The organism is Micromonospora sp. CA-249363, from assembly GCF_050950185.1.
In the GTDB taxonomy this organism is placed as follows: Bacteria; Actinomycetota; Actinomycetes; order Mycobacteriales; family Micromonosporaceae; genus Micromonospora.
The window spans coordinates 3,939,985-3,961,700 of sequence record NZ_CP192020.1 but is presented as its reverse complement, the minus strand read 5'-3'; the positions used below and the strand labels follow the sequence as shown (position 1 = coordinate 3,961,700).

At 70.8% G+C, this 21,716-nt stretch carries 21 protein-coding genes; 10 read left to right on the top strand and 11 right to left on the bottom strand.

Annotation, left to right across the window (positions count from 1 at the left end; all coding sequences use genetic code 11):
* Positions 1–4: 4 nt before the first annotated feature.
* The 3 genes from ACQPZK_RS18160 to ACQPZK_RS18150 all read right to left on the bottom strand — a co-directional run bounded on the left by ACQPZK_RS18160 (position 5) and on the right by ACQPZK_RS18150 (position 3,681).
* A complete protein-coding gene (locus tag ACQPZK_RS18160; protein ID WP_433534114.1) occupies positions 5–1,258 on the bottom strand; it encodes a DUF222 domain-containing protein in 1,254 nt (417 codons plus the stop codon).
* 171 nt (positions 1,259–1,429) lie between these two features.
* Positions 1,430–2,647, bottom strand: a complete 1,218-nt coding sequence (locus tag ACQPZK_RS18155) for a chitosanase (protein ID WP_433534113.1) — start codon at positions 2,645–2,647, stop codon at positions 1,430–1,432.
* A 134-nt stretch (positions 2,648–2,781) separates the two neighbouring features.
* Positions 2,782–3,681, bottom strand: a complete 900-nt coding sequence (locus ACQPZK_RS18150; protein WP_433534112.1) for a LysR family transcriptional regulator — start codon at positions 3,679–3,681, stop codon at positions 2,782–2,784.
* Between the two features lie 71 nt (positions 3,682–3,752).
* On the opposite strand from ACQPZK_RS18150, the gene ACQPZK_RS18145 reads away from it, so the two are divergent.
* Both ACQPZK_RS18145 and ACQPZK_RS18140 read left to right on the top strand, forming a co-directional pair.
* On the top strand, positions 3,753–4,631 hold the full coding sequence (locus ACQPZK_RS18145) for a dihydrodipicolinate synthase family protein (RefSeq protein WP_433534111.1): 879 nt from the start codon (positions 3,753–3,755) through the stop codon (positions 4,629–4,631).
* 148 nt (positions 4,632–4,779) lie between these two features.
* Positions 4,780–5,394, top strand: a complete 615-nt coding sequence (locus ACQPZK_RS18140) for a hypothetical protein (protein WP_433534110.1) — start codon at positions 4,780–4,782, stop codon at positions 5,392–5,394.
* Between the two features lie 13 nt (positions 5,395–5,407).
* On the opposite strand, the gene ACQPZK_RS18135 is transcribed toward ACQPZK_RS18140, so the two are convergent.
* On the bottom strand, positions 5,408–7,033 hold the full coding sequence (locus ACQPZK_RS18135) for a glycoside hydrolase family 43 protein (RefSeq protein WP_433534109.1): 1,626 nt from the start codon (positions 7,031–7,033) through the stop codon (positions 5,408–5,410).
* Between the two features lie 253 nt (positions 7,034–7,286).
* Here ACQPZK_RS18135 and ACQPZK_RS18130 point away from each other — a divergent pair, with 253 nt between their 5' ends.
* From ACQPZK_RS18130 to ACQPZK_RS18115, 4 genes are all read left to right on the top strand, one after another.
* Complete coding sequence (locus tag ACQPZK_RS18130; RefSeq protein WP_433534108.1) at positions 7,287–8,582, top strand: extracellular solute-binding protein; 1,296 nt, start codon at positions 7,287–7,289, stop codon at positions 8,580–8,582.
* Positions 8,583–8,634: 52 nt separating this feature from the next.
* Positions 8,635–9,633 carry a carbohydrate ABC transporter permease gene (locus ACQPZK_RS18125; protein WP_433534107.1) on the top strand — a complete coding sequence of 333 codons (999 nt, stop codon included), beginning with the start codon at positions 8,635–8,637 and terminating at the stop codon, positions 9,631–9,633.
* Positions 9,630–10,469 carry a carbohydrate ABC transporter permease gene (locus tag ACQPZK_RS18120; RefSeq protein ID WP_433534106.1) on the top strand — a complete coding sequence of 280 codons (840 nt, stop codon included), beginning with the start codon at positions 9,630–9,632 and terminating at the stop codon, positions 10,467–10,469. Before ACQPZK_RS18125 ends, ACQPZK_RS18120 begins: the two co-directional genes overlap by 4 nt.
* 90 nt (positions 10,470–10,559) lie before the next feature.
* Positions 10,560–11,540 carry a LacI family DNA-binding transcriptional regulator gene (locus tag ACQPZK_RS18115; RefSeq protein ID WP_433539245.1) on the top strand — a complete coding sequence of 327 codons (981 nt, stop codon included), beginning with the start codon at positions 10,560–10,562 and terminating at the stop codon, positions 11,538–11,540.
* A 35-nt stretch (positions 11,541–11,575) separates the two neighbouring features.
* On the opposite strand, the gene ACQPZK_RS18110 is transcribed toward ACQPZK_RS18115, so the two are convergent.
* Both ACQPZK_RS18110 and ACQPZK_RS18105 read right to left on the bottom strand, forming a co-directional pair.
* Positions 11,576–12,157 (bottom strand): dihydrofolate reductase family protein, encoded by a 582-nt coding sequence (locus tag ACQPZK_RS18110; RefSeq protein ID WP_433534105.1) that lies wholly within the window; start codon positions 12,155–12,157, stop codon positions 11,576–11,578.
* Between the two features lie 67 nt (positions 12,158–12,224).
* A complete protein-coding gene (locus ACQPZK_RS18105; RefSeq protein WP_433534104.1) occupies positions 12,225–13,064 on the bottom strand; it encodes a helix-turn-helix domain-containing protein in 840 nt (279 codons plus the stop codon).
* A gap of 153 nt (positions 13,065–13,217) precedes the next feature.
* Between ACQPZK_RS18105 and ACQPZK_RS18100 the strand changes: the two genes are divergently transcribed.
* Complete coding sequence (locus ACQPZK_RS18100; protein ID WP_433534103.1) at positions 13,218–14,018, top strand: SAM-dependent methyltransferase; 801 nt, start codon at positions 13,218–13,220, stop codon at positions 14,016–14,018.
* A 3-nt stretch (positions 14,019–14,021) separates the two neighbouring features.
* On the opposite strand, the gene ACQPZK_RS18095 is transcribed toward ACQPZK_RS18100, so the two are convergent.
* The 3 genes from ACQPZK_RS18095 to ACQPZK_RS18085 form a co-directional block, all read right to left on the bottom strand.
* On the bottom strand, positions 14,022–15,002 hold the full coding sequence (locus ACQPZK_RS18095) for an endonuclease domain-containing protein (RefSeq protein WP_433534102.1): 981 nt from the start codon (positions 15,000–15,002) through the stop codon (positions 14,022–14,024).
* A gap of 107 nt (positions 15,003–15,109) precedes the next feature.
* Positions 15,110–15,364, bottom strand: a complete 255-nt coding sequence (locus ACQPZK_RS18090; RefSeq protein ID WP_433534101.1) for a flavin reductase — start codon at positions 15,362–15,364, stop codon at positions 15,110–15,112.
* Positions 15,364–15,666: a hypothetical protein gene (locus ACQPZK_RS18085; RefSeq protein WP_433534100.1), complete on the bottom strand. Its 303-nt coding sequence runs from the start codon at positions 15,664–15,666 to the stop codon at positions 15,364–15,366. The genes ACQPZK_RS18090 and ACQPZK_RS18085 overlap by 1 nt, the downstream gene beginning before the upstream one ends.
* A 228-nt stretch (positions 15,667–15,894) precedes the next feature.
* Here ACQPZK_RS18085 and ACQPZK_RS18080 point away from each other — a divergent pair, with 228 nt between their 5' ends.
* Both ACQPZK_RS18080 and ACQPZK_RS18075 read left to right on the top strand, forming a co-directional pair.
* The gene (locus ACQPZK_RS18080) at positions 15,895–16,695 is read left to right on the top strand and encodes a helix-turn-helix domain-containing protein (RefSeq protein ID WP_433534099.1); all 801 of its coding nucleotides are present in this window, start codon (positions 15,895–15,897) and stop codon (positions 16,693–16,695) included.
* On the top strand, positions 16,686–16,877 hold the full coding sequence (locus tag ACQPZK_RS18075; protein WP_433534098.1) for a DUF397 domain-containing protein: 192 nt from the start codon (positions 16,686–16,688) through the stop codon (positions 16,875–16,877). The genes ACQPZK_RS18080 and ACQPZK_RS18075 overlap by 10 nt, the downstream gene beginning before the upstream one ends.
* A 71-nt stretch (positions 16,878–16,948) precedes the next feature.
* Here the strand turns inward: ACQPZK_RS18075 and ACQPZK_RS18070 are convergent, their stop codons facing one another.
* On the bottom strand, positions 16,949–19,750 hold the full coding sequence (locus tag ACQPZK_RS18070; protein ID WP_433534097.1) for a M14 family zinc carboxypeptidase: 2,802 nt from the start codon (positions 19,748–19,750) through the stop codon (positions 16,949–16,951).
* 168 nt (positions 19,751–19,918) lie between these two features.
* Between ACQPZK_RS18070 and ACQPZK_RS18065 the strand changes: the two genes are divergently transcribed.
* Positions 19,919–20,281: an effector-associated constant component EACC1 gene (locus ACQPZK_RS18065; protein ID WP_433534096.1), complete on the top strand. Its 363-nt coding sequence runs from the start codon at positions 19,919–19,921 to the stop codon at positions 20,279–20,281.
* Positions 20,282–20,378: 97 nt separating this feature from the next.
* On the opposite strand, the gene ACQPZK_RS18060 is transcribed toward ACQPZK_RS18065, so the two are convergent.
* Positions 20,379–21,704, bottom strand: coding sequence for a glycoside hydrolase family 18 protein (locus tag ACQPZK_RS18060; protein WP_433534095.1), 1,326 nt, complete (start codon positions 21,702–21,704; stop codon positions 20,379–20,381).
* Positions 21,705–21,716: the final 12 nt, after the last annotated feature.

Here is a 21,716-nt window from a genome sequence, read left to right as displayed (position 1 = left end):
TGTCCTAGTTGCGCCGGTGGTAGCGGTTGCGGCGGGGGATCTGGTGGGGATCCAGCCAGGCCGGCGGGACAAACACCGGTGTGCCGTCGCTGCCGAGCCGGATTGTCCAGTCCCCCTTGTGTACGTGGCGATGGTGGTAGCCGCAGAGCAGCACGGCATTGGCCAGGCTGGTGTCGCCGCCGTCGACCCAGTGGCGGATGTGGTGGGCGTCGCACCAGCGGGGTGGACGGTCGCAGCCGGGGAAGGCGCAGCCACGGTCCCGCAAGACGAGGGCGCGGCGCAGGGGGCCGCTGACAAGACGGCGTTGCCGCCCGACATCGAGTGGTTGACTGTTGCCGCCGAGGACGGCGGGGAGGATGGCGGCGTCGCACGCGAGTCGACGTACCGTCTGCGGGGTCAGGGTGAGGCCGGTGTCGAGCGTGCCGGCGCCGAGCTGTCGGCTCAGGGTGTCGTAGCCGGTGGTGACGACGACCTGGGCGGGCTCGCCACCATTCGCGGGTAGGTCGCCGGTGCGGAGGGCGAGTCTGCAGACGTCGGCGAGGGCGTCGTGGCGGCGCTGACCCGGTGTACGGGTGTCGTCCGGGCCGCTGGGGCCGCTGAGCGGGTCGATGGCGGCCCGGAGCAGGCCGGCGGTCTCGGCGTCGAGCGTTCCGGCGAGTCGCAGCCGACCGTCGGTCTGCTCGGACACGGTGAGGTGTCGGTCGCGGCCGGCCCGGCGGTCGTCGGCGTCCAGTGCGGCCTTCGCGGCGGCGTCGGCGACGTCGGGTGCGACGTGGTCGAGGATGCGGGTGCTCATCCGTCGCAGCAGGGTGGGGTCGAACTGGCCGGCCCAGTCGACGAGGACGCCGGCGGCTTTGTCGGCGACCGCGGCACCGGCGGCGGAGTGCACGGTGGTCACGGTGTCGGCGATGACTCGGGCCTGCTCCATGCTGATGGCACCGTCGGCCAGCGCCTCCCGGACCCCGTCGTTGCGGCCGTCGTCGAGAGCGGCGGCGAGGTCGACGAGCCGCCGGGCGGCAGGAATCGTGAGGCGTAGACGTTCGCGGAGCCAGACGGCGGTGCCGGACGCGCCCTGGGCGCGAGCCGTGCCACGACCGTCCAGCTCGCGGACGAGGGTCAGTTGGAGCGCGGCGAGGCGTTGCGCGAGGCGGTGCGTGGCATCGAGCGCGGCGACAAGCTCCTGCTCGGTCAGGCTCCAGACGGCGGCGTCGAGGCAGGCGGAAATCGCCCCGTCCGCCTGCGCCAGCTCCTCGACCATGACCCGACACTAGAACAGGTGTACGACAGTTTTAGTCACCATGACCGATCAGAGCGTCATCAACGGCGAGGTCGACGGCCTGGACGCGATCGCGCCGCCACCCGCAGGTCCATCCGGACCGGGGGCGGCGGCGCGATGACCACCGTTACCGAACGCTGTTCGGCAGGCGGATCAGCCGATGCGGAACTGCTCGCCGTAGACGGCGAAGACCAACGGCGTGTTCAGGTTGAAGTTGCCGTTGTTGAGGAAGACCCGCTGGGCCGTGTCGACGCGGGAGGTGTCCGAGTGGGCCTCCTCCTTCTTCATCTCGATGACCCGCTCGTCGAGGAACGCGTTGAGCCAGGTCCGCTCGTTGCCGCCCTGGGCCGGCGGCTTCGCCCGGGTGAGGGCGCGGCTGCGGATCTGACGCATGCCCTCGTACCCGTGCATGACCGCCGCGTCGTAGTAGGCGAACTGGCCGAGTGCCCGTACCCCGTCGTTCTTGCCGTCGCGGACCGACGGGTTGAAGTAGACCCGGTCCCGCTCGGCCTCCTGCGCGGCCCGGAACACCGAGTCGTTGGCGGCGGTGCGCCAGTCGCGGGGGAAGTTCGGGTCGAGGCCCGAGTGCGACGCGGTGCCGTTGACGGCGCGCAGCGCCGGCAGGTAGCCGGACAGCACGTTGCCGGGCTTGGTGTTCGTGTACGCCTGGACGAGTTCGAGCATGTCGCCGGTGCCGGAGCAGAAGCCGATGATGCCGGCGGTGTAGCCGCGACCGTCGCCGATGTCCTCGATGTAGGAGAACTGGGCGCGCCAGTCGAGCGAGGAGTTCTCCGCCGCCGAGACGAGTTGCATGGCGACGTCCTTCTTCGCCGGGTCGTCGAGGTTGGTGCCGGTGGAACCGCTGGCGGTCGGCGTGGGGGTGGGGGTGCCGCCACCGGGGAGGGTCCACTGCTGGTTGGTGGTGCCGCCGCAGGTCCAGATCTGTAGCCGGGCGCCGTTCGCGGTGCTGCGGTCGGTCACGTCGAGGCACTTGCCCGAGGCGGTGTTGACGAGAGCGCCGCCGCTGGCGGGGGTCCACTTCTGGGCACCGGTGCCGTTGCAGTCGTACAGCTGGATCTTGGCGCCGTTGGTGGTCGACGCGGCGGTGACGTCGAGGCACTTGCCGAGCGCGCGGATGGAGCTGTCGCTGTTGCCCACCGTCCACGTCTGGGCCGCCGAGCCGTTGCAGTCGTAGAGCTGCACCGCTGTGCCGTTGGCGGAGTTGGCGCCGGCCACGTCGACGCACTTGCCGGCCAGGCCGGTGATCGGGCCGGCGGTCGCGGCGCTGGCGGACGGCAGGCCGTAGCCGACCGCCGCGACGCCGATCAGCAGGGTGCCCACGGCGTAGGCGGCTGTTCTCTTGCGCACCATGGTGTTCCTCGGGGAAGGGGCGGCAGGCCGCCGGCCGGTGGGTGCCCGGCGCGACGTCGGGCCCCGGCGGGCACCCTGAATATCAGGAAACTGTATTAACAGATAGCAGTATGTCGATCACCTGTCAATCGGGCTCAACCGGGCATTGTGGTGGCGGCACCTCGCAGCGCGGAAACGCACGCGAGCACCGCGGGGTGGTCGCCCGCGCCCCTGCGATAGGCGACCCGCGTACGGCGGCGGGTGGCCAGCGGGAGGAGTCGAACCTCGGGGGAGGGCCGCGGAACGGCGAGTTGGGGGACGATGGCGACGCCCTCGCCGGCGGCGACCAGCGCGAGCGTGGCGGTGAAGTCGTCGACGTGGTGCCGCACCGCCGGAGCGAAGCCCGCCATCCGGCAGACGTGCAGGGCGACCGAGTGGCAGAGCGTCCCGGGAGTGCCGACGATCCACTGCGCGTCGCGCGCTGCGCCGACCGGATCGGCGCCGTGGTCGTCCGACACGACCCCAGGGGGTACGGCGAGGTGGACCGGCTCGTCCAGCAGTGCGATCGAGTCCAGCGCCGGGTCGGGCGCGACCGGCGTGATGTCGTAGTCGTGCAGCAGCGCGACGTCGAGTTGCCGGCTCCGCAGGGCGGCCGGCATGTCGACCGGATCCAGTTCGGTGATCTTCAGGTCGAGCGCGGGATGGTCGCGGGCCAGGGTGACCAGCGCAGCCGGGAGCAGGGTGCGGACGGCGCTGGGGAAGGCGCCGATGCGGACGCTCCCGCGTAGTCCCGTTCGCGCGGCCGCGAGGCTCGCGTCGGCGGCTTCCAGCGCGGCCAGGACGACCTCGGTGTGCCGTACGAGCGCGGTCGCCGCCGGTGTGAGGGTGACCCGGCGGCCGGTGCGCTCCAGCAGCCGGGTGCCGGCCTCCCGTTGCAGAGCGGCCAGTTGCTGCGACACGGCGGACGGCGTGTAGGCGTGCGCCTGGGCGACCGAGGCGATGGTGCCGAGACGGGCCAGGTCCCGCAGCAGGACGAGGCGACGGACGTCAAGCATCAGCCCAGCTTAGGTATTGCGTGAGCAATCGGAACTGGACCTACCCGATCCGACCCATCGACAGTGGAGGCATGACCCTGACCGGCCTGTACGTGCCCCTGATCACCCCGTTCGACAGGTCCGGAGCCGTCGCCACCGACGCGCTGACCACGCTGGCCCACGACACCCTGGACGCCGGGGCGGCCGGTGTGGTCGCGTTGGGCACGACCGGCGAGCCGGCCGCCCTCGGCGACGAGGAGCAGAGCCTGGTCCTCGACGTCCTGGCCACGGTGTGCCGTGAACGCGGCGCGCGCCTGCTCGTCGGCGCCAACAGCGTCGCGGCGTTACGCACGTTGAGGGAGCGACCCGAGGTGACGGCGGCCCTGAGCCTGGTACCCCCGTTCCTTCGTCCGGGCCCTGCGGGAGTGCTCGCCCACTTCGTCCACCTCGCCCAGGCCAGCCCGGTGCCGCTGGTCGTCTACCACGTCCCGTACCGGACCGGGCAGCACCTCGACGCCGATGACCTCCGCCGGCTCGCCGAGGTGCCCGGCGTCGTCGGCGTCAAGTACGCCACGGGTCAGATCGACGCGGACACGATCGACCTCCTCGCCGACGTCCCGCCCGGCTTCGCCGTACTCGGTGGCGACGATCCGCTCCTCGCGCCGCTGCTCGCCCTCGGCGCGCACGGTGCCATTGCGGCCTCGGCCCAGGTCGCGGCCACGGAGTTCGCCCGGTTGGTCACCCACTGGCGCGCGGGCGACGTCGTCCGCGGACGGTCGCTCGGTCATCGACTCGCGGGCCTGTCGGCCGCGCTGTTCGCCGAACCTAACCCGACCGTCATCAAGGCCGTGCTGCACGCGCGGGGACGCATCCCGACCCCGGCGGTGCGACTGCCGCTGCTGCCCGCCGACGAGGACGCGACCCGGCGGGCGCTCCGTCGGTTGGACAGGGTGGCGAGCGAGCCGACGTGACACGTCGGAGACAAAGATCATTTGTTCATCCGGCCGTTGCCCGGCCGTGCGTGCCGGTCGCTATCGTCAGCCCGCGCGCGGCCCCCGACGGTGCCTGGAGCGCACACAGGCGTGCGTCAGCAGCGCCACCGACCGCGAGGAGCGTGCCATGGCAGTCGATCTCCGCCGTACCCTGCCCTGGTGGGCCGCCGCGACCGCCGTGCTCGCGGTCGCGGCGCTGTCGGCCTGCGCCAGCGCCGACGGCGCCGAGCCGGCCGCCGCGCCCACCACCGGCGGCGCGGTCGCGCCGGCGGCGAGCGCGCCGCCCGCGCCGGCGCGGGGAAAGCTGCGCGGGTACGGCACGGTGCAGCAGCTCACCGAGACCGCGGACCTGGTCGTCCGCGGCCAGGTCGCGTCCGCCGGCTTCCGGGTCGACGAGGTGCTGCGGGCCAGAACCGATTCCGGGGTACGCCCCGGAGCGTCGATCACGCTCGCCAGCCTCGACGCCGGGGTGGCGGACATGGCCCACATGTCCACCCTCGACGCGGGTCAGAACGTGGTCCTCTACCTGTCCCAGGACGCGGGGGCCGCGACGTCGACGTACCGGACGCTCAGCGGCGACTTCGGCATCTTCGACGTCACCGGATCCGACGACGACGCCGTCGCGGCCACCCGCTCGCAGGCCATGGCCGTGACCGGCCTGCGCACCGAGGACGCGACGGCGTCGGGTCGCGGGTTCCGCACCACCCTCGGCGAGTTGCGCGCGGTCGCCCGACGGCCGTGAGGCCTTCGCGTGGTCAGTGTTCCCGGTAGGTGGCGTGGTCGAAGTCGGCGTACACCCCGTCACCACCGAGATCCTGCACCCACAGGCCGACGAAGGCGCCGGTGAAGCCCCACGCCGCGGGCTCCCCGTCGATGATCAGCGCGGCGTGCTCGTCGGACAGGATGGTCGCGTCCAGGTCGACGGGCAGGCGCTGCCACCCGGCCCCGAGGTCGTAGTCGAAGCGGACCACGGGCCCGTCGAACACCGCCCGCAGACCGACCCGGGTGACACCGCTGGCGTCAACCGTCAGCTCGGGGTACGGGGTACGCCGGCCGTTGTCGGAGCTGAGCAGCTCCAACACCGTACGGCCGTCGTCGGCGCGGGTCAGGTAGAGGTGGTGCCAGTTCAGGGTGTTGTAGTACGCGGTGATCCCGGCGAGCTGCCGGTGGTCGATCGGATCGAACTCGACGACCGTCTCCAGTGAGCAGTGCGTCGCCCCGACCCGTCGTGCGACCAGGCTCGGCGCCTGGCGACCCACCGGCGACTGTCCACCGTGGACGCGGAGGTGCGAGGGCCGGGAGCGCAGGTCGACCCAGTCCGCCGTTGCCGGCCGGCGCAGCGTCGACCAGCAGGAGGCCAGCTCGGCGGCGTCGAAGTCGTCGGTGGCGGGCTCCTCGGGCCACGGGTGCGGTGCCAGGTCCGGAGCGACGACCTCCTCGGCCGGAACGCCGCCGGGAATGCGGGGCCAGCCGCCGTTCGGCCACTCGACCCGCTGGATCGCGGTCTCGCGCCCGAGCACGCAGTTGCCCAGGGGTGAGTAGGGGCGGCCGACCAGGTGGGCCAGGTACCACCCACCGTCGGGGGTCTGGACCAGGCTGCCGTGCCCCGCCTTCTGCAGGCGCAGGTCCGGACGGCCCACCGAGGTGAGCAGCGGCCCGTCCGGGTCCACCTCGTACGGGCCGAACAACTCCCGCGAGCGTGCCACGGTGACCTGGTGCTCCCAGCTCGTGCCGCCCTCGGCGGTGATCAGCCAGTACCAGCCGTCGTGGCGGTACAGGTGCGGCCCCTCGGTCACCCCGACCGGCGTACCGGTGAACAGGATGCGGGGCCGGCCGACGAGACGACGCGCCTCCCGGTCGTACTGCTGGATCTCGATGCCACCGAAGCGGTCCCGGCCCGGACGCCAGTCCGCGCTCATGCTCAGCAGCCAACTGGTGCCGTCGTCGTCGTGGAAGAGCGCGGCGTCGAAGCCGCGCCCGTGCAGCTTCACCGGGTCGGACCAGGGCCCGGCGATGTCGGGCGCGGTGATCAGGAAGTTCTGTGGATCCCAGTAACCGCTGGCGAAGCTGGCCACGTCACTGTAGACGAGGTGGAACTCTCCGTCGTGGTACGTCAGGTCGGGCGCCCACACGCCGTTGGAGTCGCCGCAGCCGCGCAGATCCAGCAGCCGGCGGTCGGTGATGATCCCACCCAGTGGGCGCCAGTTCACGAGGTCGCGTGAGTGGTGCACGCGTACCCCGGGATACCACTCGAAGGTCGAGGTGGCGAGGTAGAAGTCATCGCCGACGCGCAGGATCGACGGATCCGGGTGGAACCCGGCGAGGACGGGGTTGCGGATCGACCAGGCAGCGGTCGCCACGTCAGCGGTGTCGGTCGACACGGGGGCTCCTCTGTGCGGTGCGGCTGTGAAACTTCCGGAAACTTGCGGGACCAGATCACTGGAAGCCCCTCGTACGGTAGCCGGTCTTATCGCGATAGGACAGGGGTCTTGACCGCTGGGGGAACTGCTCGTAGCGTCCCGGCCATCGATCGGTAATACCGACGAAGCAATGAAAGTTCCGGAGATCCAGGTTCCAACCCTTGCCGGCTCGGCCGGCGTCCGAGCAAACCGTGAGTCCCCGAAGGGATGGATCATGACAGCGCACCTCTCCCGCCGATCGCTGCTCGGCATCGCCGGCGCCGGCGCCGGCGCCTACCTGCTCAGCGCCTGTAGCGGCGACGACAAGTCCAGCGACCCGAACGCGGCGCAGACGATCAACTGGTGGCACATCCAGAACACCGAGCCGATGCTGCCGGTCTGGGCCGCGATGGCCAACGAGTACAAGACCGCGCACAGCAACGTCACCTTCACCATCCAGCCGCTGGAGAACGAGGCGTTCAAGGCCAAGCTCACCACCGCCACGCAGGCCGGCGACCCGCCGGACCTCTTCCAGTCCTGGGGCGGCGGCGTGCTCAAGCAGCAGGTCGACGCGGGTCTGGTCAAGGACCTCACCGACGACGTGAAGGACCTGGTGGGCGGCATCCTGCCGGCCGCCATGGGGCCGTACACGATCGACGGGAAGATCTACGGCATCCCGTTCGACATCGGCATGGTCGGGTTCTGGTACAACAAGGACCTCTTCACCCGCGCCGGCATCACCGAGCCCCCCACCACCTGGACCGCCCTGCTCGACGCGGTCCGCAAGCTCAAGACCGCCGGCATCACCCCGGTCGCCATCGCCGGCAAGGACAAGTGGCCGGCCCACTTCTACTGGTCGTACCTGGCGATGCGCATCGGTGGCGTCGGCGCGCTGCAGAAGGCCGTCGACGACAAGAACTTCGACACCCCCGACCTGGTCGCCGCCGGTGAGCGGCTCAAGGAGCTCGTCGACCTGCAGCCGTTCCAGAAGGGCTTCCTCGGCGCCGAGTACGGCTCCCCGGACGGACAGGCCGCGACCATGGGCAACGGCGGCGCGGCCATGGAGCTGATGGGTCAGTGGGCGCCGGCGGTGCAGGCCTCCAGCTCGACCAGCAAGAAGGGCATCGGCGACAAGCTGGGCTTCTTCCCGTTCCCCGCCGTGGACGGCGGCAAGGGCACCGCGACCGAGGTGTTCGGCGGTGGCAACGGCTTCGCCGTCGGCAAGGACGCCCCGCCCGCCACGATCGATTTCCTGAAGTTCCTGCTCAGCGCCGACAACCAGCGCCGTTCCGCGAAGACCGGCGCGGTCCTGCCCACGGTGAAGGACGCCACCGACGCGATCAGCGACCCGAACAACAAGGTCGTCGCGGAGACCCTGGCCAAGAACACCGGCTTCCAGCTCTACCTCGACCAGGCGTACGCGCCCGCGCTCGGGCAGCAGATCAACGACAGCGTCGCCGAGATCATCGCCGGCAAGAAGGCGCCCGCGGCGATCCTCAAGGACATCACGCAGGTGGCGAAGACCGTCTGATCGTGACCCCGTACCCATCCGTAGCCGGCGATAGAAACCGAGTGGAGCAGGCATGACCAGGCCATCGACCGTGTCGTACACAGGACGCGGCGACACGGCGACAGATCCGCCGGCACCGGGGCCGGGCACCGCGCGACGGCGCGGCCGCCAGCCCCGGCCGGGGCGGGGTGGCGTCCTCGCCGTCTTTCTGACGCCCGCCCTGACCCTGTTCCTGCTGCTGGTCATCACGCCCATCGTGGTGGCCGGCTACGCCAGTCTCTACAAGTGGAACGGCTTCGGGCTCCCGGAGAACTTCGTCGGGCTGGACAACTACACCCGCGCCTTCGGTGACCCGACCTTCCGCGGCGACCTGTGGCGCGGCCTTGTGCTGGTGCTGCTGTCGCTGACCGTGCAGCTGCCCGCCGCGCTGGCCCTGGCGATGCTGCTCAACCAGCCGCTGCGCGGCCGGGCCTTCTACCGGCTGATCTTCTTCGCTCCGTACGTGCTGTCCGAGGTCACCACGGCGGTCCTGTTCACGCTGGTGTTCTCGCCCAACCGAGGGCTGGGCGAGTCGGTCTCCAAGTTCCTCGGAGCGGAGGCGGGCGCGGTCTTCGCCGACCCGTCCACCGTGCTGTACGCCGTCTTCCTGGTGGTGTCCTGGAAGTACTTCGGCCTCTACATGATGCTCTTCCTGGCCGCCCGACAGGGCATCCCGAAGGAGCTGTCCGAGGCCGCGGTCACCGACGGCGCCACCGCGTGGCAGTCGTTCCGCCACGTCACCCTGCCGCTGCTCGGGCCGACGATCCGGATCAGCATCTTCCTGTCGGTCATCGGCACCATCCAGCTGTTCGACATGGTCTGGGTGCTCACCGGCGGTGGTCCCATCCACTCCTCGGAGACCATGGCCGTCACGATGTACCAGTTCGGTTTCCGCCGGTTCGAGGTCGGCTACGCCAGCGCGATCAGCATGGTCATGTTCCTGCTGAGCCTCGTCTTCGCCCTGTTCTACCAGCGCATCGTCCTGCGTCGGGACACCGCGGGCGCGATCACCAACCAGGGAGGCCAGCGATGACCGCCAAGACCAGTGGCGCCCAGCGGGCCCGCAGCATCGTGCTGCACCTCGTCTGCATCGGCGTCGGCGCGCTCATCGTCGTGCCGGTCTGGTTCGGTGTGATCGGCGGCTTCAAGGACAACGGCCAGCTGTCGACCAACCCGTTGGGCCTGCCCGACCCGTGGGTGCCGTCGAACTACACCGACCTGTTCGCCTCCGGGGTGTTCTGGCGGCAGCTCGGCAACAGCCTGCTCATCGCCGTCAGCAGCACGTTCATCGTCGTCGCCGCGGCGGCGATGGCCGCGTTCGTCTTCGCCCGGTACGCCTTCCGGGGCCGCGAGTTCCTGGTGACCCTGTTCGCGATCGGCCTGATGTTCCCGTTCGCGGTGGCGATCCTGCCGCTGTTCGTCCTGCTGCGCTCCATCGGCCTGCTGGACAACCCGCTCGGCGTCATCCTGCCCCAGGCCGCCTTCGGGCTGCCGATCACCATCATCATCCTGCGTCAGTTCTTCCGCACCATCCCGGGCGAGGTGGAGGAGGCCGCCGTCCTGGACGGCTGCAGCTCCTTCGGGTTCTTCTGGCGGGTCCTGCTGCCGATGGCCCGCCCCGCGCTGGCCACCGTCTCGGTCCTGGCCGTCGTCACGAGCTGGAACAACTTCATGCTCCCGCTGGTCGTCTTCAGCGATCAGAGCTGGTGGACGCTGCCCGTCGGGGTCCAGGCGTTCCAGGGGCAGTACGCCGACGACACCGCCCGGGTGCTCGCCTACGTCGTCCTGTCCATGCTTCCCGCACTGGGCTTCTACGCCGTGGCCGAACGTCAACTGATCGGCGGCCTGACCGGCAGCGTCAAGGGGTGACGACACCAGATCGCCGACCGACCTGAAACGCCCCGCCAGACAAAGGAGCGGACCGTGGGCTCCGACAACGGCCGAAATGTCACCATCGCGATGATCGCGCGACTGGCCGGTGTCTCCGTGCCCACGGTCTCGCGGGTCATCAACGGCCGCACCGACGTCGCTCCCGAGACCCGGGAGCGCGTCGAGGCCCTGCTCAACCATCACGGCTACCGCCGGCGCACCCAGGCCCGGCGCACCGAGGCCGCGCTGATCGACCTGGTCTTCAACGACCTGGACAGCCCGTGGGCGGTGGAGATCATCCGCGGGGTGGAGGACGTCGCCCGCGCCAACGGCGTCGGCACCGTCGTCTCCGCCATCCACTGGCGCATCTCCTCGGCCAAGCAGTGGCTCGACAACATGCGGACGCGATCCACCGAGGGCGTCATCTTCGTGACCTCGATGGTGAACCCTCCACTACAGGCGGAGCTGCGCCGACTGCACCTGCCCGTGGTCATCATCGACCCCGCCGGCGTCGACCCGCAGGAGTCACCCACCATCGGCGCGACCAACTGGGCGGGCAGCCTGAGCGCCAACCAGTACCTGATCGGCCTCGGTCACCGCCGCATCGGCTTCATCGCCGGCCCGCCACACCTGATGTGCAGCCGGGCCCGGATGGACGGCTACCGCGCTGCGCTGGGTGCCGCCGGCATCGCCGTCGACGACGCCCTCATCCGGCCCGGCAACTTCTACCACGAGTCCGGCTTCACCTCGGGTACGCAGCTCCTGGCCCTGCCCGACCCACCCACCGCCATCTTCGCCTCCAGCGACCAGATGGCCCTCGGCGTCTACGAGGCCGTCCGCAAACGCGGCCTGCGGGTGCCCGACGACATCAGCGTGGTCGGCTTCGACGACCTGCCCGAGGTCCGCTGGTGCTCCCCGCCGCTGACCACCGTCCGGCAACCCCTGGCCGAGATGGGCATGCTGGCCGCCCGGACCGTACTGCGACTCGCCGGGGGCGAGAAGACCGAGAGCCCCCGCATCGAACTCGCCACCGAACTCGTCGTCCGCGACAGCGCCCGACCACCCCGCTGACCGTACGGCTGCCGTCCTCAGGCGTCGCCAGGCGGTCAGCGGCGCACGCGGTAGCGCAGGTGCAGCACCCGGTCGCCCTGGATCACCACGTCGGGATCCGCCAACAGGTGCTGCGCGTCGACCGATCCGAAGTAGCGCTTGCCGGACCCGAACACCACGGGTACGACGTCCATGCGTACCTCGTCGATCAGGCCCGCGGCGAGCACCTGGCCGCCGACGTCGCCGGCGGCGACCTCGACGACACGCTCACCCGCGAGCTCCTGCGCCTTGGCCACGGCTGCCTCGACGCCGTCGACGAAGTGGAACGGCGCCTCGGGATCCCAGCCCTCGGGACGGCCCCGGTGAGTCACGACGACGACGTGCGCGATCCCGCTCGGCGGCTTTCCGTCCCAGCCGTCCGTCAGGTCGAAGACGTGGCGGCCGACGATCGTCACCCCGATCTGGTCCCAGTACGGCCGGACGTGGTCGTAGGACGCCTGCGACACCTTCAGCGCGCCACTGTCGTCCAACGGCACGTCACCGCTGGTCAGCCAGTCGAACAGCGGGCCGGGCCGGTCCTTCTCATCCGCGACGAAGCCGTCCACCGACACCGAGCTGTACAGGACCACCGTGCCCACAGGGCTCTCCTCACGTCTTGGGATGCCCTCAAGTTAGCGTGTCGTGAGCTGCGGCTCTTGTAGGAAATCAATCTGTCGGCAGCGGCCAACCGTCCAGCACGTGGCCGGGGTGTTCGCGCAGGAACCGCCGCCGGACCTCGACGTACCGGGTCGGCGTGAGCCCGGTGAACTCCCGGAACTCGTGGCCGAAGTGCGCCTGGTCGAAGTAACCGGCGCTACCGGCGAGATCGCCCCAGTCGACCGGTCCGGCGGGGTCCATCGCGAACACGGTGGCGGTGAACCGGTAGGTGCGGGCCAGCCGCTTCGGTGTGACGCCGACGAGGTCCTTGAACCGTCGTGCCAGATGGGTGCTGCTGACCCCGGCCGCCACGCTCAGGTCGCCGATCGCCACCGCCCCGCTGGTCGCCGCGATGACCCTGCTCGTGTGGCGGACGAGCCCCAGACCGGCGGCGTCGCACAGCCGGCGCGTCAGCTCCTGTTCGAGCAGCGTCAGCATCTCGTACGGTCCGGACGTCGCGGCGAGCCGGTCGCGCAGCGCGGCGGTGGCGGGTCGGCCCCAGACCTGCTCGACCGTCACCGGCCGGTCGCACAGCTCGACGGCGGGCATCGGCAGAAGGGGTGCCAGCCCCCAGGGCTTGAAGTGCACGCCGACGGACCGGGTCCGGAGTGGGTAGCCGAACTCGTAGGCACGGGTGGGCGTGGTGATCACGCAGCCGTCGGCGTACTCGGCCGGCTCGATGTCGGTGCCGCCGCGAATACGGAACGGCGCTCCGAGGTTGATGATCAGCAACGCCGCCGGCATCGCCGGAAGCGTCAGCCGGGCGTACGGCGCAGTGCCCTCCAGGTAGTAGAGGTCATCGATCAGCTCGTCCAGCGGCGGCCGCGGCACTCTGGACACGTACTCCACGCCGACAGCATCGCAGACGCCACCGGCACCTGCGGGCCGCCTCGATGCGCACGGGGCCGCGTTCGGCATCAACCTCATCAGGGTACGGCCGGGCAGAAGGCCGACCATCGTGGACGTTATGCTGCTGGCTCGGCAGGGGAGAGGTGGTCGGCCATGACGCAGTCCGAGCCCGGGGTGAACCTCCAGACCGACCGGCCGAACGCCGCGCGGATGTTCGACTACTACCTCGGCGGCAAGGACAACTTCGCCGCCGACCGGGCCGCCGCCGAGATGGTGTTGCAGGTCGCGCCGTGGATGCCCGAGGCCGCCCGGCAGGGCCGCGACCTGATCGCCCGTACGGTCCGCCACCTCGTCGAGGAGAAGGGCGTCCGGCAGATCCTGGATCTCGGCTCCGGGCTGCCGACGCGCGACAACGTGCACGAGATCGCCCACCGCATCGACCCGACCGTACGCGTCGTCTACGTCGACAACGACCCGGTGGTCTGCGCTCACGGGCGTGCCCTGCTCGCCGACGCGGCGACGGTGTCGGTGGTGCAGGCCGACCTGTGCCGACCCGCCGAGGTGCTCGGTCACCCGGAGGTCGCCGCCGCCATCGACTTCGACAGCCCGGTCGCGGTCCTCATGATGTTCGTGCTGCACCTCGTGCCCGACGAGCAGGCCCCGCAGCGCATCGTGGCGACCTACCGCGACGCGCTCGCCGCCGGCAGCTACCTGGCGCTCTCCCACGCCAGCACCGACGCGCACCCGGACCTGATGGCCCGCATCTCCGCGATCTACGCCCGCGCGAACAGCCCGTTCGTGCCGCGCGGCCACGGGGACGTCACCGGGTTCTTCGGCGACTTCGTCCTCGAGTCACCCGGTCTGGTCAACATGTGGCCGTACCCCGAGCCGCCGGCCACCGTCGACGCCGAGGTGGCGCGCACCGGCTACAGCGGCGTGGCCCGCAAGCCGTAGGCGTCATCGGGCTCGTCTCGGCGACCGTCGCGCCGCGTCGGTCGGGATCCAGCCGGCCGCGATCAGCGCCCGTCGTACGGTGTCGGCGACCTCGTCGGGGCGGGCGCGGAGCAGCCAGGCAGGGAAGCGCAGGATACGGTCGCCGCTGGTCCAGACGTCGTTCTGTCGACGCATGTCCGCCGCCCACTGCCGCGCGTCCATGTGGTGCGCGCCGTCGACCTCCACCTGCACCCGCCACTCGTGCCAGTACGCGTCCAACCAGCGGTTGCGGCCCGCCGCGTCGACCCGGTGTCGTTGCAGGTCCGGTACCGGCAGCCGGTGCCGTCGGCACAACCGCACAAAATCGATCTCGGAGAGCGCCTCCGCGCCGCCGGCGATGTCGGCGACCGCCTGCCGGATCAGCTGTCGGCGCGGTGCCCGGGGCAGAACGTCGAGCACGGCGTCCAACTCCTCGGGCAGCACGCGACGCTGTTGGCATCCGGCCGCCAACAACCCCTGCGCCTCGTCCGCACTGCCCGCCCAACCGGCCGCGTCCACCAGGGCGCGGGCCGTCGTCGTACGCGGCGGACGGGCGAGCTGCACATGCGCGTCGGGCAGCACCGACGTGCGATGGACCAGCACCGCGGGCATGTCGATCGGGAGCCGACGCAGGGTGGTCCGCGCGGCGCGACGCTCGGCCGGCACCAGGACGTGCAGGGGTTCCCGCCGCAGTCCCCGTACGCCGGCCTCGGCAGCCGCGGTCACCCCGGCCAGGACCGCTCCCGGACCGGCCGCGAGGACCGCCACCCACAGTTGCTGGTCACGGGTCAGCCGGCCGTTGCCGGTCACCAGGATGCCTCGGCAGATCGAGCGCCAGCGGCCGGTGCGGATCCGGCTCCGCACCACCGGATCGCCGAGGATGCCAGCGGCCTGCGGAGTCGTCAGCACACGCGCCTGCTCGAAGGCGAGCCATTCGAGAGCGTCAGCGTCGTCGGCGGGCACCATGTGGGCGATCCTTGCCGCCGTACTGTCATGCGGCCAGCAGATCTTGGACACTTACCGTCCACGGAGGACGGTAAGTGTCCAAGATCTGCGGGATCGTGGCGTCCGGGCTAGCGGGGGGAGGCCCAGGCGGTGAATCGGTCGGTCAGTGTGGCGGGTAGTGGTGGGGTGTCCGGGTTCAGGGCGGTGAGGTGGGCGGCGGCCTCCGCCTGGAGCTCCGCCAGGTAGGCCAGCAGGGCTTGGCGATCCAGCCGGTAGGACGCGAGGAGGCGAAGCTTCGCCGGCGAGCAGGGCCAGGCGATCCCGCAGGTGCCGCAGCGCCACGTCGGGCGAGCCGGTTGGTGATCGCGGGCGCGGCGGGGCATCAGCCGACCCGCGCCGGACCGTGGGTGACCGGCCGCCGCGTATCCCGACGCGGCAGGGCGGTGGGCGGTGAGGTGGGCCGACGCGCGCCGGCAGGCATCAGGTACAACTCGCGGCGGGCTACCGCGTCGCCGTTCGGACCGAGTTGGTAGGCGTCGATCCACAACCAACCGTCGTACGTGTGCCGGTCGGTGAGTGCGCGGATCACGCGCACGGTGATAGGGCGGGCGAACTGCGGGCTCGCGGCGCGGTTCAGGTACAGCAGGTCGCCGGAGCGTACCCGCGGTGGCTGATCGACGGGCATGGTGATCTTCCCTGGCAGTCGTCGGGAGTGCCACACCGCGAGTGCGGCGGGCCCGGTACGAACGCGTCCGCCGGGTCCCGGGTCCTTCGCCGGCCGCGCCGTTGGTGACACTCTGCTGTGGAGGGCACTACGCTCGGAAGGCACTTCGTCGCTCCGGGTTGAGCTGGCGAAGCTTTCCACGCTGGGCAGTGGCGTGAGTAGTCGATCTTCCGGTTTGGGGAGCACTGAATGGCCGATCTGCCGCACTCGCTCGCCGCGTTCATCGTTGCCGAGATCCGTCGCGCCCGAGGGGCCGCCGGAATGACGCAGGAATCATTTGGTCGGGGTGCCGGGTTCAGCGCCTCGCACGTCAGCGCCGTCGAGAGCGAGACGCGGGCGCTGACGATGGACTTCATCAAAGGTGCCGACCGCGCCCTCAAGAACAACGGCCTGTTCGAGCGCATGGTGGGGAAGCTGGGCACCCCGTCCTGGTTTCTGCCGTGGCTGGACGCCGAACGCACCGCGACCCAGCTCAGGTGCTTCCAGCCAAACCTCGTCCCGGGCCTTCTGCAAACCGATGCATATGCCCGAGCGGTGATCCGGTGCAACGAGACGTTGAGCGAAGACGAGGTCGAAAAGCGGCTGGCACACCGGATCGACCGGCAGGCAATCCTGACGAAGGCGAACGCCCCGCATGTGGTCGCCGTGATCGCCGAGGCGGTGCTGCGCCGTGCCGGGATGGACTTCCGCGACATCATGGCGGGGCAGATCAAGCAGTTGACCACCCTCGCGGAGCAGCCCAACATCAACGTTCACCTGCTGCCGGACGAGGTCAGCATGCACGTCGGTCTGACCGGGCCGTTCAGCCTGGCACGTCTTCCGGAGCACAAATGGGTGGCAGAGATGGAGAACCAGCTCGGCGGGGTCGTCATCGATCGGGACGAAGATGTAGATACGCTCATGTCGAGGTGGGAGATGGTTCGCAGCGAAGCACTTCCCCGCCGTCAGTCGATCGAGCTGATGAAGGATGTGGTGACGTCATGGACCTGACCGCCGCTGTGTGGCGTAAGTCCACTCGTAGCGGGTCTGGCGGCGGCAACTGCGTCGAGGTTGCGGACAATCTGCCGGGCATCGTCGGCGTGCGGGACTCCAAGGACCCCGACGGGCCGACCTTGACCTTCCGGCCGACGTCGTGGCGGGCGTTCGTCGCTGACGTCACCCGTCGGTCGTAACCAGCGTCCCAAGAGACAAGCGCCCGCCCCCGAGAATCGGGGACGGGCGCTCTCGCTGTGCGCCGAAGCGGTCAGGCGACCACCGACCGTAGCGGCACTCCGGCGGCGCGCAGGGCGCGTACCAGATCGTTCGTGAAGGGGTGTTCGTCGGCCTGGAGGCCCTGCGGGTTGGGGATCACGACGTACGCCGAGGTGTCCTTCGCGGTCGTGCGCGCGTCGGTGGTGAAGCGTTCGACGACGGCCCGCGCGCGTGGCAGGTCGGCCGCCGCGACCTCGATGGTGATCGGCCGCCATCCGCCGCCGAGGTCCGCCGTCACCGGCGCGGCGGCGGCGCTGGCGCGCGCCGCGTCGACGCCCGGCGTCCGTCGGGCGTCCGGCGCGCCCGGCGGGTAGAGCAGCGCGTTGGCCACCAGGTGCAGACCGTTTTCGTTGTACGCCCGGAAGAGCGGGTTGAACGCGAACAGCACCGCCCGACCGGCGCCGGTGGGTTCGTCGACGACGGCCGCCGTGCCCCTGAGGGTGTCCGCGCCGACGGTGTAGCCGTTGGCCCAGAACGTGTCGCCGGTCGGGTAGCTGAGCACGTTCGTCCCGGTGCTGCTCGGGGTGAGGATCGGGTCGCTGTTGTTGAATTCGAAGTCCTCGGCGGGGCGGCCCAGGGCGACCGGGTTGTCGGTGTCGACGTCGACCCGCAGGTGTGAGCCGATCACCAGGTAGTCGGCCGGTTTGGTCTTCTCCGTGGTCGAGGTGAGGCCGGCGGCGCGGGCCAGTCGGGTGCCCTCGTTGCGCAGCCCGAGGTAGGTGTGGCCCTGGGCGATCCAGTCGCGCAGGTTGGCCTGGCCGGCGGCGGTCAGGCCGCCGGTCGCGTTGCTGCCGTCGGGGACCAGCAGCACGGTACGTCCCGTGAACGCGTCGGTGTTGTCGTTGATGTCGGCGGTGGTGACCGGCTTCAGGTCGAGGCCCCACCGCTTGCCGAGCACGTAGCGGGCCTCGCCGTGCGAGCCGGACGTGGTGGATATGCCGGTGCCCTGGAACAGTCCGACGTCGGGCAGGCCGAGTGGCGTGCCGGTGGGTCGTCCGCCCGGGGTGAGGGTGACCCCGGCGGCCCTCGCGAGGTCGTCGACCGTGCGGCTCAGGCTGCGGGCCGGTATCGCGACGCGGCCGGTGTCGAGGTCACGCACGAGCGGCACGTCCCGGCCCAGCAGGGTGAAGGTGAGCTCGGCGGCGGCGGCCGAGTCCAGCGGGTACGTGTAGGAGCCCCACGGCCAGGCCACGCCGTTGCGGCCGCCGGTGATCCCCTTGACCAGCCGGGCCTGCGGGCGCACGGCGTCTCCGGTGTAGATGGTCGAGACGCCCATCAGCAGCGGGTTGCTCCAGGAGGACACGTCGTAGAAGTACGGGAACGGGACGTACGGGTCCTCGCCCATGATCGCCTGGATCCAGTGTTTCTGCGGCTGGTCCATCGGGATCCAGTACGCGCCCTTGGGCACCGTGACGTTCGTGGCGCTGCGTCCACCGAAGACGCGCGCGGTGGGTACCCGGGTGGGCTTCTGCACCTCGTACACCTCGACGTCCATGCGGCGGAGCCGCTCGACGAGCCGGCGGACGTCGGCGAGCTGCCGGTCGGGCAGCAGGAAGTACGAGCGGATCGTGACGGCCGGCACGGGGAACTGGACCTCGTTGGTGGGCTGCACCACCTCGTTCGGTTCGAGGGTGCCCGCCCGGCCCTGGGCGAGCGCGTCGGTCCAGATGTCGAAGTAGCCGTCCAGCACCTCGCGCTTGTGGGCGGCGGCCCAGCCGAGCGTCGACCACTGGGTGTGGAACTGCTGCTGCACCCGGTCGGCGACGGCCGAGGCGCTGCCCTTCTCGTACGTCATGCCGGCCGCCCCGAAACCGGTGGTCGGCACGGTGTCGCCGTAGCCCATGAAGAACATGTCGTACGTGTCGTAGTTGAAGTAGCACTCGGTGGTGACGGTGTCGTCGCAGGCGCCGTTGTAGCCGAAGCCGGCCTTGTTGGCCTCGCCGATCCGGTTGATCCAGTCCACGGCCTCGCCGGCGATCTCGTGGTGGATCGGGTCGGCGTTGGGCGGGAAGAAGTACTGCCGGCCGCCCATCTCGTGGGCGTCGACGAACACCTGGGGCGGGTAGCGGCGCAGCAGTTCGAGCTTGCCGTCGGTCTCCTGCTGGGTACGGGAGAACCAGTCCCGGTTCAGGTCGAAGCCGAACTCGTTCTGTCGCCGGGTCGCGTCGCGGCCGTCCGGGTTCTGCGTCGGCACGATGATCGTGACGAGGTTGTCGTTGCGCCGGGCGACCTCGCAGGACAGGCCGGCGGCCAGCTCGTACAGCGTCTTGAGGGCCGCGTCGGTGCCGCTCTTCTCGCCGCCGTGCACGTTCGCGGTGATCCAGACGATGGCCGGGCCGTCCTTCGCCGTACGGGCGGCCGTCCGGGCGCTCGTCCGGCGGGGATCCCGCAGGTCGCGGACGTCGTCGGCGATCTTTCTCAGCGCGGACGGCCGCACGTGCCGCTCGTTGGACACCACCGCGTACGGCAAAGGTTGCCCGAGGACGCTGGACGCCAGCACTCCGGTGACGACCCGCTCGGAGGCGCGGTCGACGGCCCCGAGGTACGTGCGGACCTCGTCGTTGGTGACGACCCGCTCCTGGCCGGCGCCGAGGGGAAAGCCGAGCGCCGCCTCGGGGCTCGGCACACCGGCCAGCCGGGCGGTCGGGTCGCTGCTGCAGGTCGACGGTGGGGCGGCGCTCGCCGGTGCGGTGCCGCCGAGCAGGGGAGTCGTGCCGAGCAGGAGCGTGATCGCGGCGGCGCCCGCCAGCCGTCTCGGAGGGACCGTCCAGAACGGACGCGACGATGGGGCCATGTCTCGGGTTCCCTTCTTGGGGGAAAGCCTCGCAGTGGCCGGAGCCTATGAACCGGCCGACACGGCGGTCAAGGTCTGATCGACTTCGGTGAGTGCGTGGGATGCCGGCTCCGGGACCGGCTGGCAGGATGGGGGTGTGACTCAGCGTCGTCCTGGGAGGAGCAGACCGTGCCGGAGGCGATAACGCTCGCGGTTCGTCCGGATCTTCCGTCCGCCGATGTCCAGCGCTCGTTGGCGTCCTGGCTGCGCGCCGACGACCGACTCCGCGACGGGGTGACCACGACGCCGCCGACCGATGAGACGTCAACGGACGGCACGGACGTGCTGCGGGTGGCGATCGGCGACGCCGGCACTGTCATGGTGCTGGTCCAAGCGGTCGCCAGTTGGTTGACCCACCGCCGCGAGGACGTGACGGTGCAACTCGTTCTACCCGGCGGATCGTCGGCCGAGTTGGACGTCCGCCGGGCGCGGGACATGGACCAGGTGACGGCGCTCATCGCGGCCGCGGTGCGCGCGGTGGCCCCGGAGTAGGGCCGACCCCCTGATCACTTGATGAGCAGCAGTTGGGGGACCGGTACTGGCAACTGCTGGTCATCAAGTGATCAAGGGAGCCGGGCGTCGGGTGCGCCTACCGGGTGGTCAGGCCGAGGCCGATCGTCCTGGTCAGCGTGGCGTTGTCGTCGTCGCCGTCGAGTGACCAGATCATCGCGCCGCCCAGGCCGGCGCGTCGGATGTAGAGCGTCTTCTGCAACACGACGGCCGGGTCGTCGTACGTCCAGAGGGTCGTACCGTCGAAGAGCCAGGCGTGCCCGGCCCGCAGGTCGCGGTGCACGGTGTAGCCGTTGCCGGCCAGCTTCTTGAGGTTCTTGTAGTCCTCGTAGCCGGCCTCGAACGTCGCCGGCGCCGGCCCGGTGGCCGGCTGGAAGAGACCGTTGCCGCCGCCGCTGATGCCGGTCCAACCGCGACCGTAGTAGGGGATACCCAGGACCAGCTTGTCGCGGGGCGCGCCGCGGGCGATCCACCCGTCGACGGCCACCTCGACGGAGAAGTCCGGGTTGTCGGGCGAGCCCGCCGGCACGCGCAGCGCCGACTGCTGGTTGGCCAGCGCGTCCCAGCCGCCGTGGAAGTCGTACCCCTGCACGGTGGCGAAGTCCAGGTACTTGAAGATCTTGCGGCCCTCGTAGCCGGCGTCCATCGCGGCCGGGTTGGCCGGCAGGAAGGCCGTCAGCGGGTGGTGCGAGCGGGTGGTCCGGCCGTACGCGTCGAGCTGCCGGCGGAACTCGGCCAGCAGCTTGGTGAAGTTCTGCCGGTCCTCGGGGCGGATGACGTTGCCGGGCTCGCCGTCCCAGTTCGGCCACTCCCAGTCGAGGTCGACGCCGTCGAAGACGCCCGCGCCGGCGCCCGGCGCGCCCGGGAGGTTGCCCTTGAGGTACAGGTCGATGCAGGAGGCGACGAACGCCTTGCGGGAGGCGTCGGTCCGGGCGGCGTTGGAGAAGTACGTCGACCAGCTCCACCCGCCCAGCGAGATCAGCACCTTGAGCTGGGGGTGCTTGGCCTTCAGCTTGGCGAGCTGGTGGAAGTTGCCGTTCAGCGCCTGGCCGGGAGCGTCAGCGACGCCGTCGACGCTCTCCTCGGCGGGCACCGGCCGCTGGTAGTCGGCCCAGGCGTCGCCCTCACCCGGCCCGCCGTCCACATAGCAGCGGCCGTCCTCGCTGATGTTGCCGAAGGCGTAGTTGACGTGGGTGAGGCGGCTCGCCGCCCCGGACGTGTCGAGCTTCTTGACCGGGAACGCCCGACCGTAGATGCCCCACTGGGTGAAGTAGCCGACCCGGTGGTAGCCGGGCCGGCGGTCGGGCTTGGCGGTGGCGCTCGCGGCGGCGGGCGGGGCGGCGGTGACCAGGAGGGTCGCCAGGGCGACGACGGCGGTGAGGCGGCGGTGGCGCAATTGACGCATCGGCACTCCCAC

What these genes read in the sequence shown, in the direction of transcription:
- ACQPZK_RS18070 (WP_433534097.1), bottom strand. Translation starts at nt 19,750, where the DNA reads ATGGCCCCATCGTCGCGTCCGTTCTGGACGGTCCCTCCGAGACGGCTG.
- ACQPZK_RS18085 (WP_433534100.1), bottom strand. Translation starts at nt 15,666, where the DNA reads ATGCCCGTCGATCAGCCACCGCGGGTACGCTCCGGCGACCTGCTGTAC.
- ACQPZK_RS18120 (WP_433534106.1), top strand. Translation starts at nt 9,630, where the DNA reads ATGACCGCCAAGACCAGTGGCGCCCAGCGGGCCCGCAGCATCGTGCTG.
- ACQPZK_RS18140 (WP_433534110.1), top strand. Translation starts at nt 4,780, where the DNA reads ATGGCAGTCGATCTCCGCCGTACCCTGCCCTGGTGGGCCGCCGCGACC.
- ACQPZK_RS18100 (WP_433534103.1), top strand. Translation starts at nt 13,218, where the DNA reads ATGACGCAGTCCGAGCCCGGGGTGAACCTCCAGACCGACCGGCCGAAC.
- ACQPZK_RS18150 (WP_433534112.1), bottom strand. Translation starts at nt 3,681, where the DNA reads ATGCTTGACGTCCGTCGCCTCGTCCTGCTGCGGGACCTGGCCCGTCTC.
- ACQPZK_RS18095 (WP_433534102.1), bottom strand. Translation starts at nt 15,002, where the DNA reads ATGGTGCCCGCCGACGACGCTGACGCTCTCGAATGGCTCGCCTTCGAG.
- ACQPZK_RS18115 (WP_433539245.1), top strand. Translation starts at nt 10,560, where the DNA reads ATGATCGCGCGACTGGCCGGTGTCTCCGTGCCCACGGTCTCGCGGGTC.
- ACQPZK_RS18130 (WP_433534108.1), top strand. Translation starts at nt 7,287, where the DNA reads ATGACAGCGCACCTCTCCCGCCGATCGCTGCTCGGCATCGCCGGCGCC.
- ACQPZK_RS18145 (WP_433534111.1), top strand. Translation starts at nt 3,753, where the DNA reads ATGACCCTGACCGGCCTGTACGTGCCCCTGATCACCCCGTTCGACAGG.
- ACQPZK_RS18090 (WP_433534101.1), bottom strand. Translation starts at nt 15,364, where the DNA reads ATGCCCCGCCGCGCCCGCGATCACCAACCGGCTCGCCCGACGTGGCGC.
- ACQPZK_RS18075 (WP_433534098.1), top strand. Translation starts at nt 16,686, where the DNA reads ATGGACCTGACCGCCGCTGTGTGGCGTAAGTCCACTCGTAGCGGGTCT.
- ACQPZK_RS18125 (WP_433534107.1), top strand. Translation starts at nt 8,635, where the DNA reads ATGACCAGGCCATCGACCGTGTCGTACACAGGACGCGGCGACACGGCG.
- ACQPZK_RS18080 (WP_433534099.1), top strand. Translation starts at nt 15,895, where the DNA reads ATGGCCGATCTGCCGCACTCGCTCGCCGCGTTCATCGTTGCCGAGATC.
- ACQPZK_RS18155 (WP_433534113.1), bottom strand. Translation starts at nt 2,647, where the DNA reads ATGGTGCGCAAGAGAACAGCCGCCTACGCCGTGGGCACCCTGCTGATC.
- ACQPZK_RS18060 (WP_433534095.1), bottom strand. Translation starts at nt 21,704, where the DNA reads ATGCGTCAATTGCGCCACCGCCGCCTCACCGCCGTCGTCGCCCTGGCG.
- ACQPZK_RS18160 (WP_433534114.1), bottom strand. Translation starts at nt 1,258, where the DNA reads ATGGTCGAGGAGCTGGCGCAGGCGGACGGGGCGATTTCCGCCTGCCTC.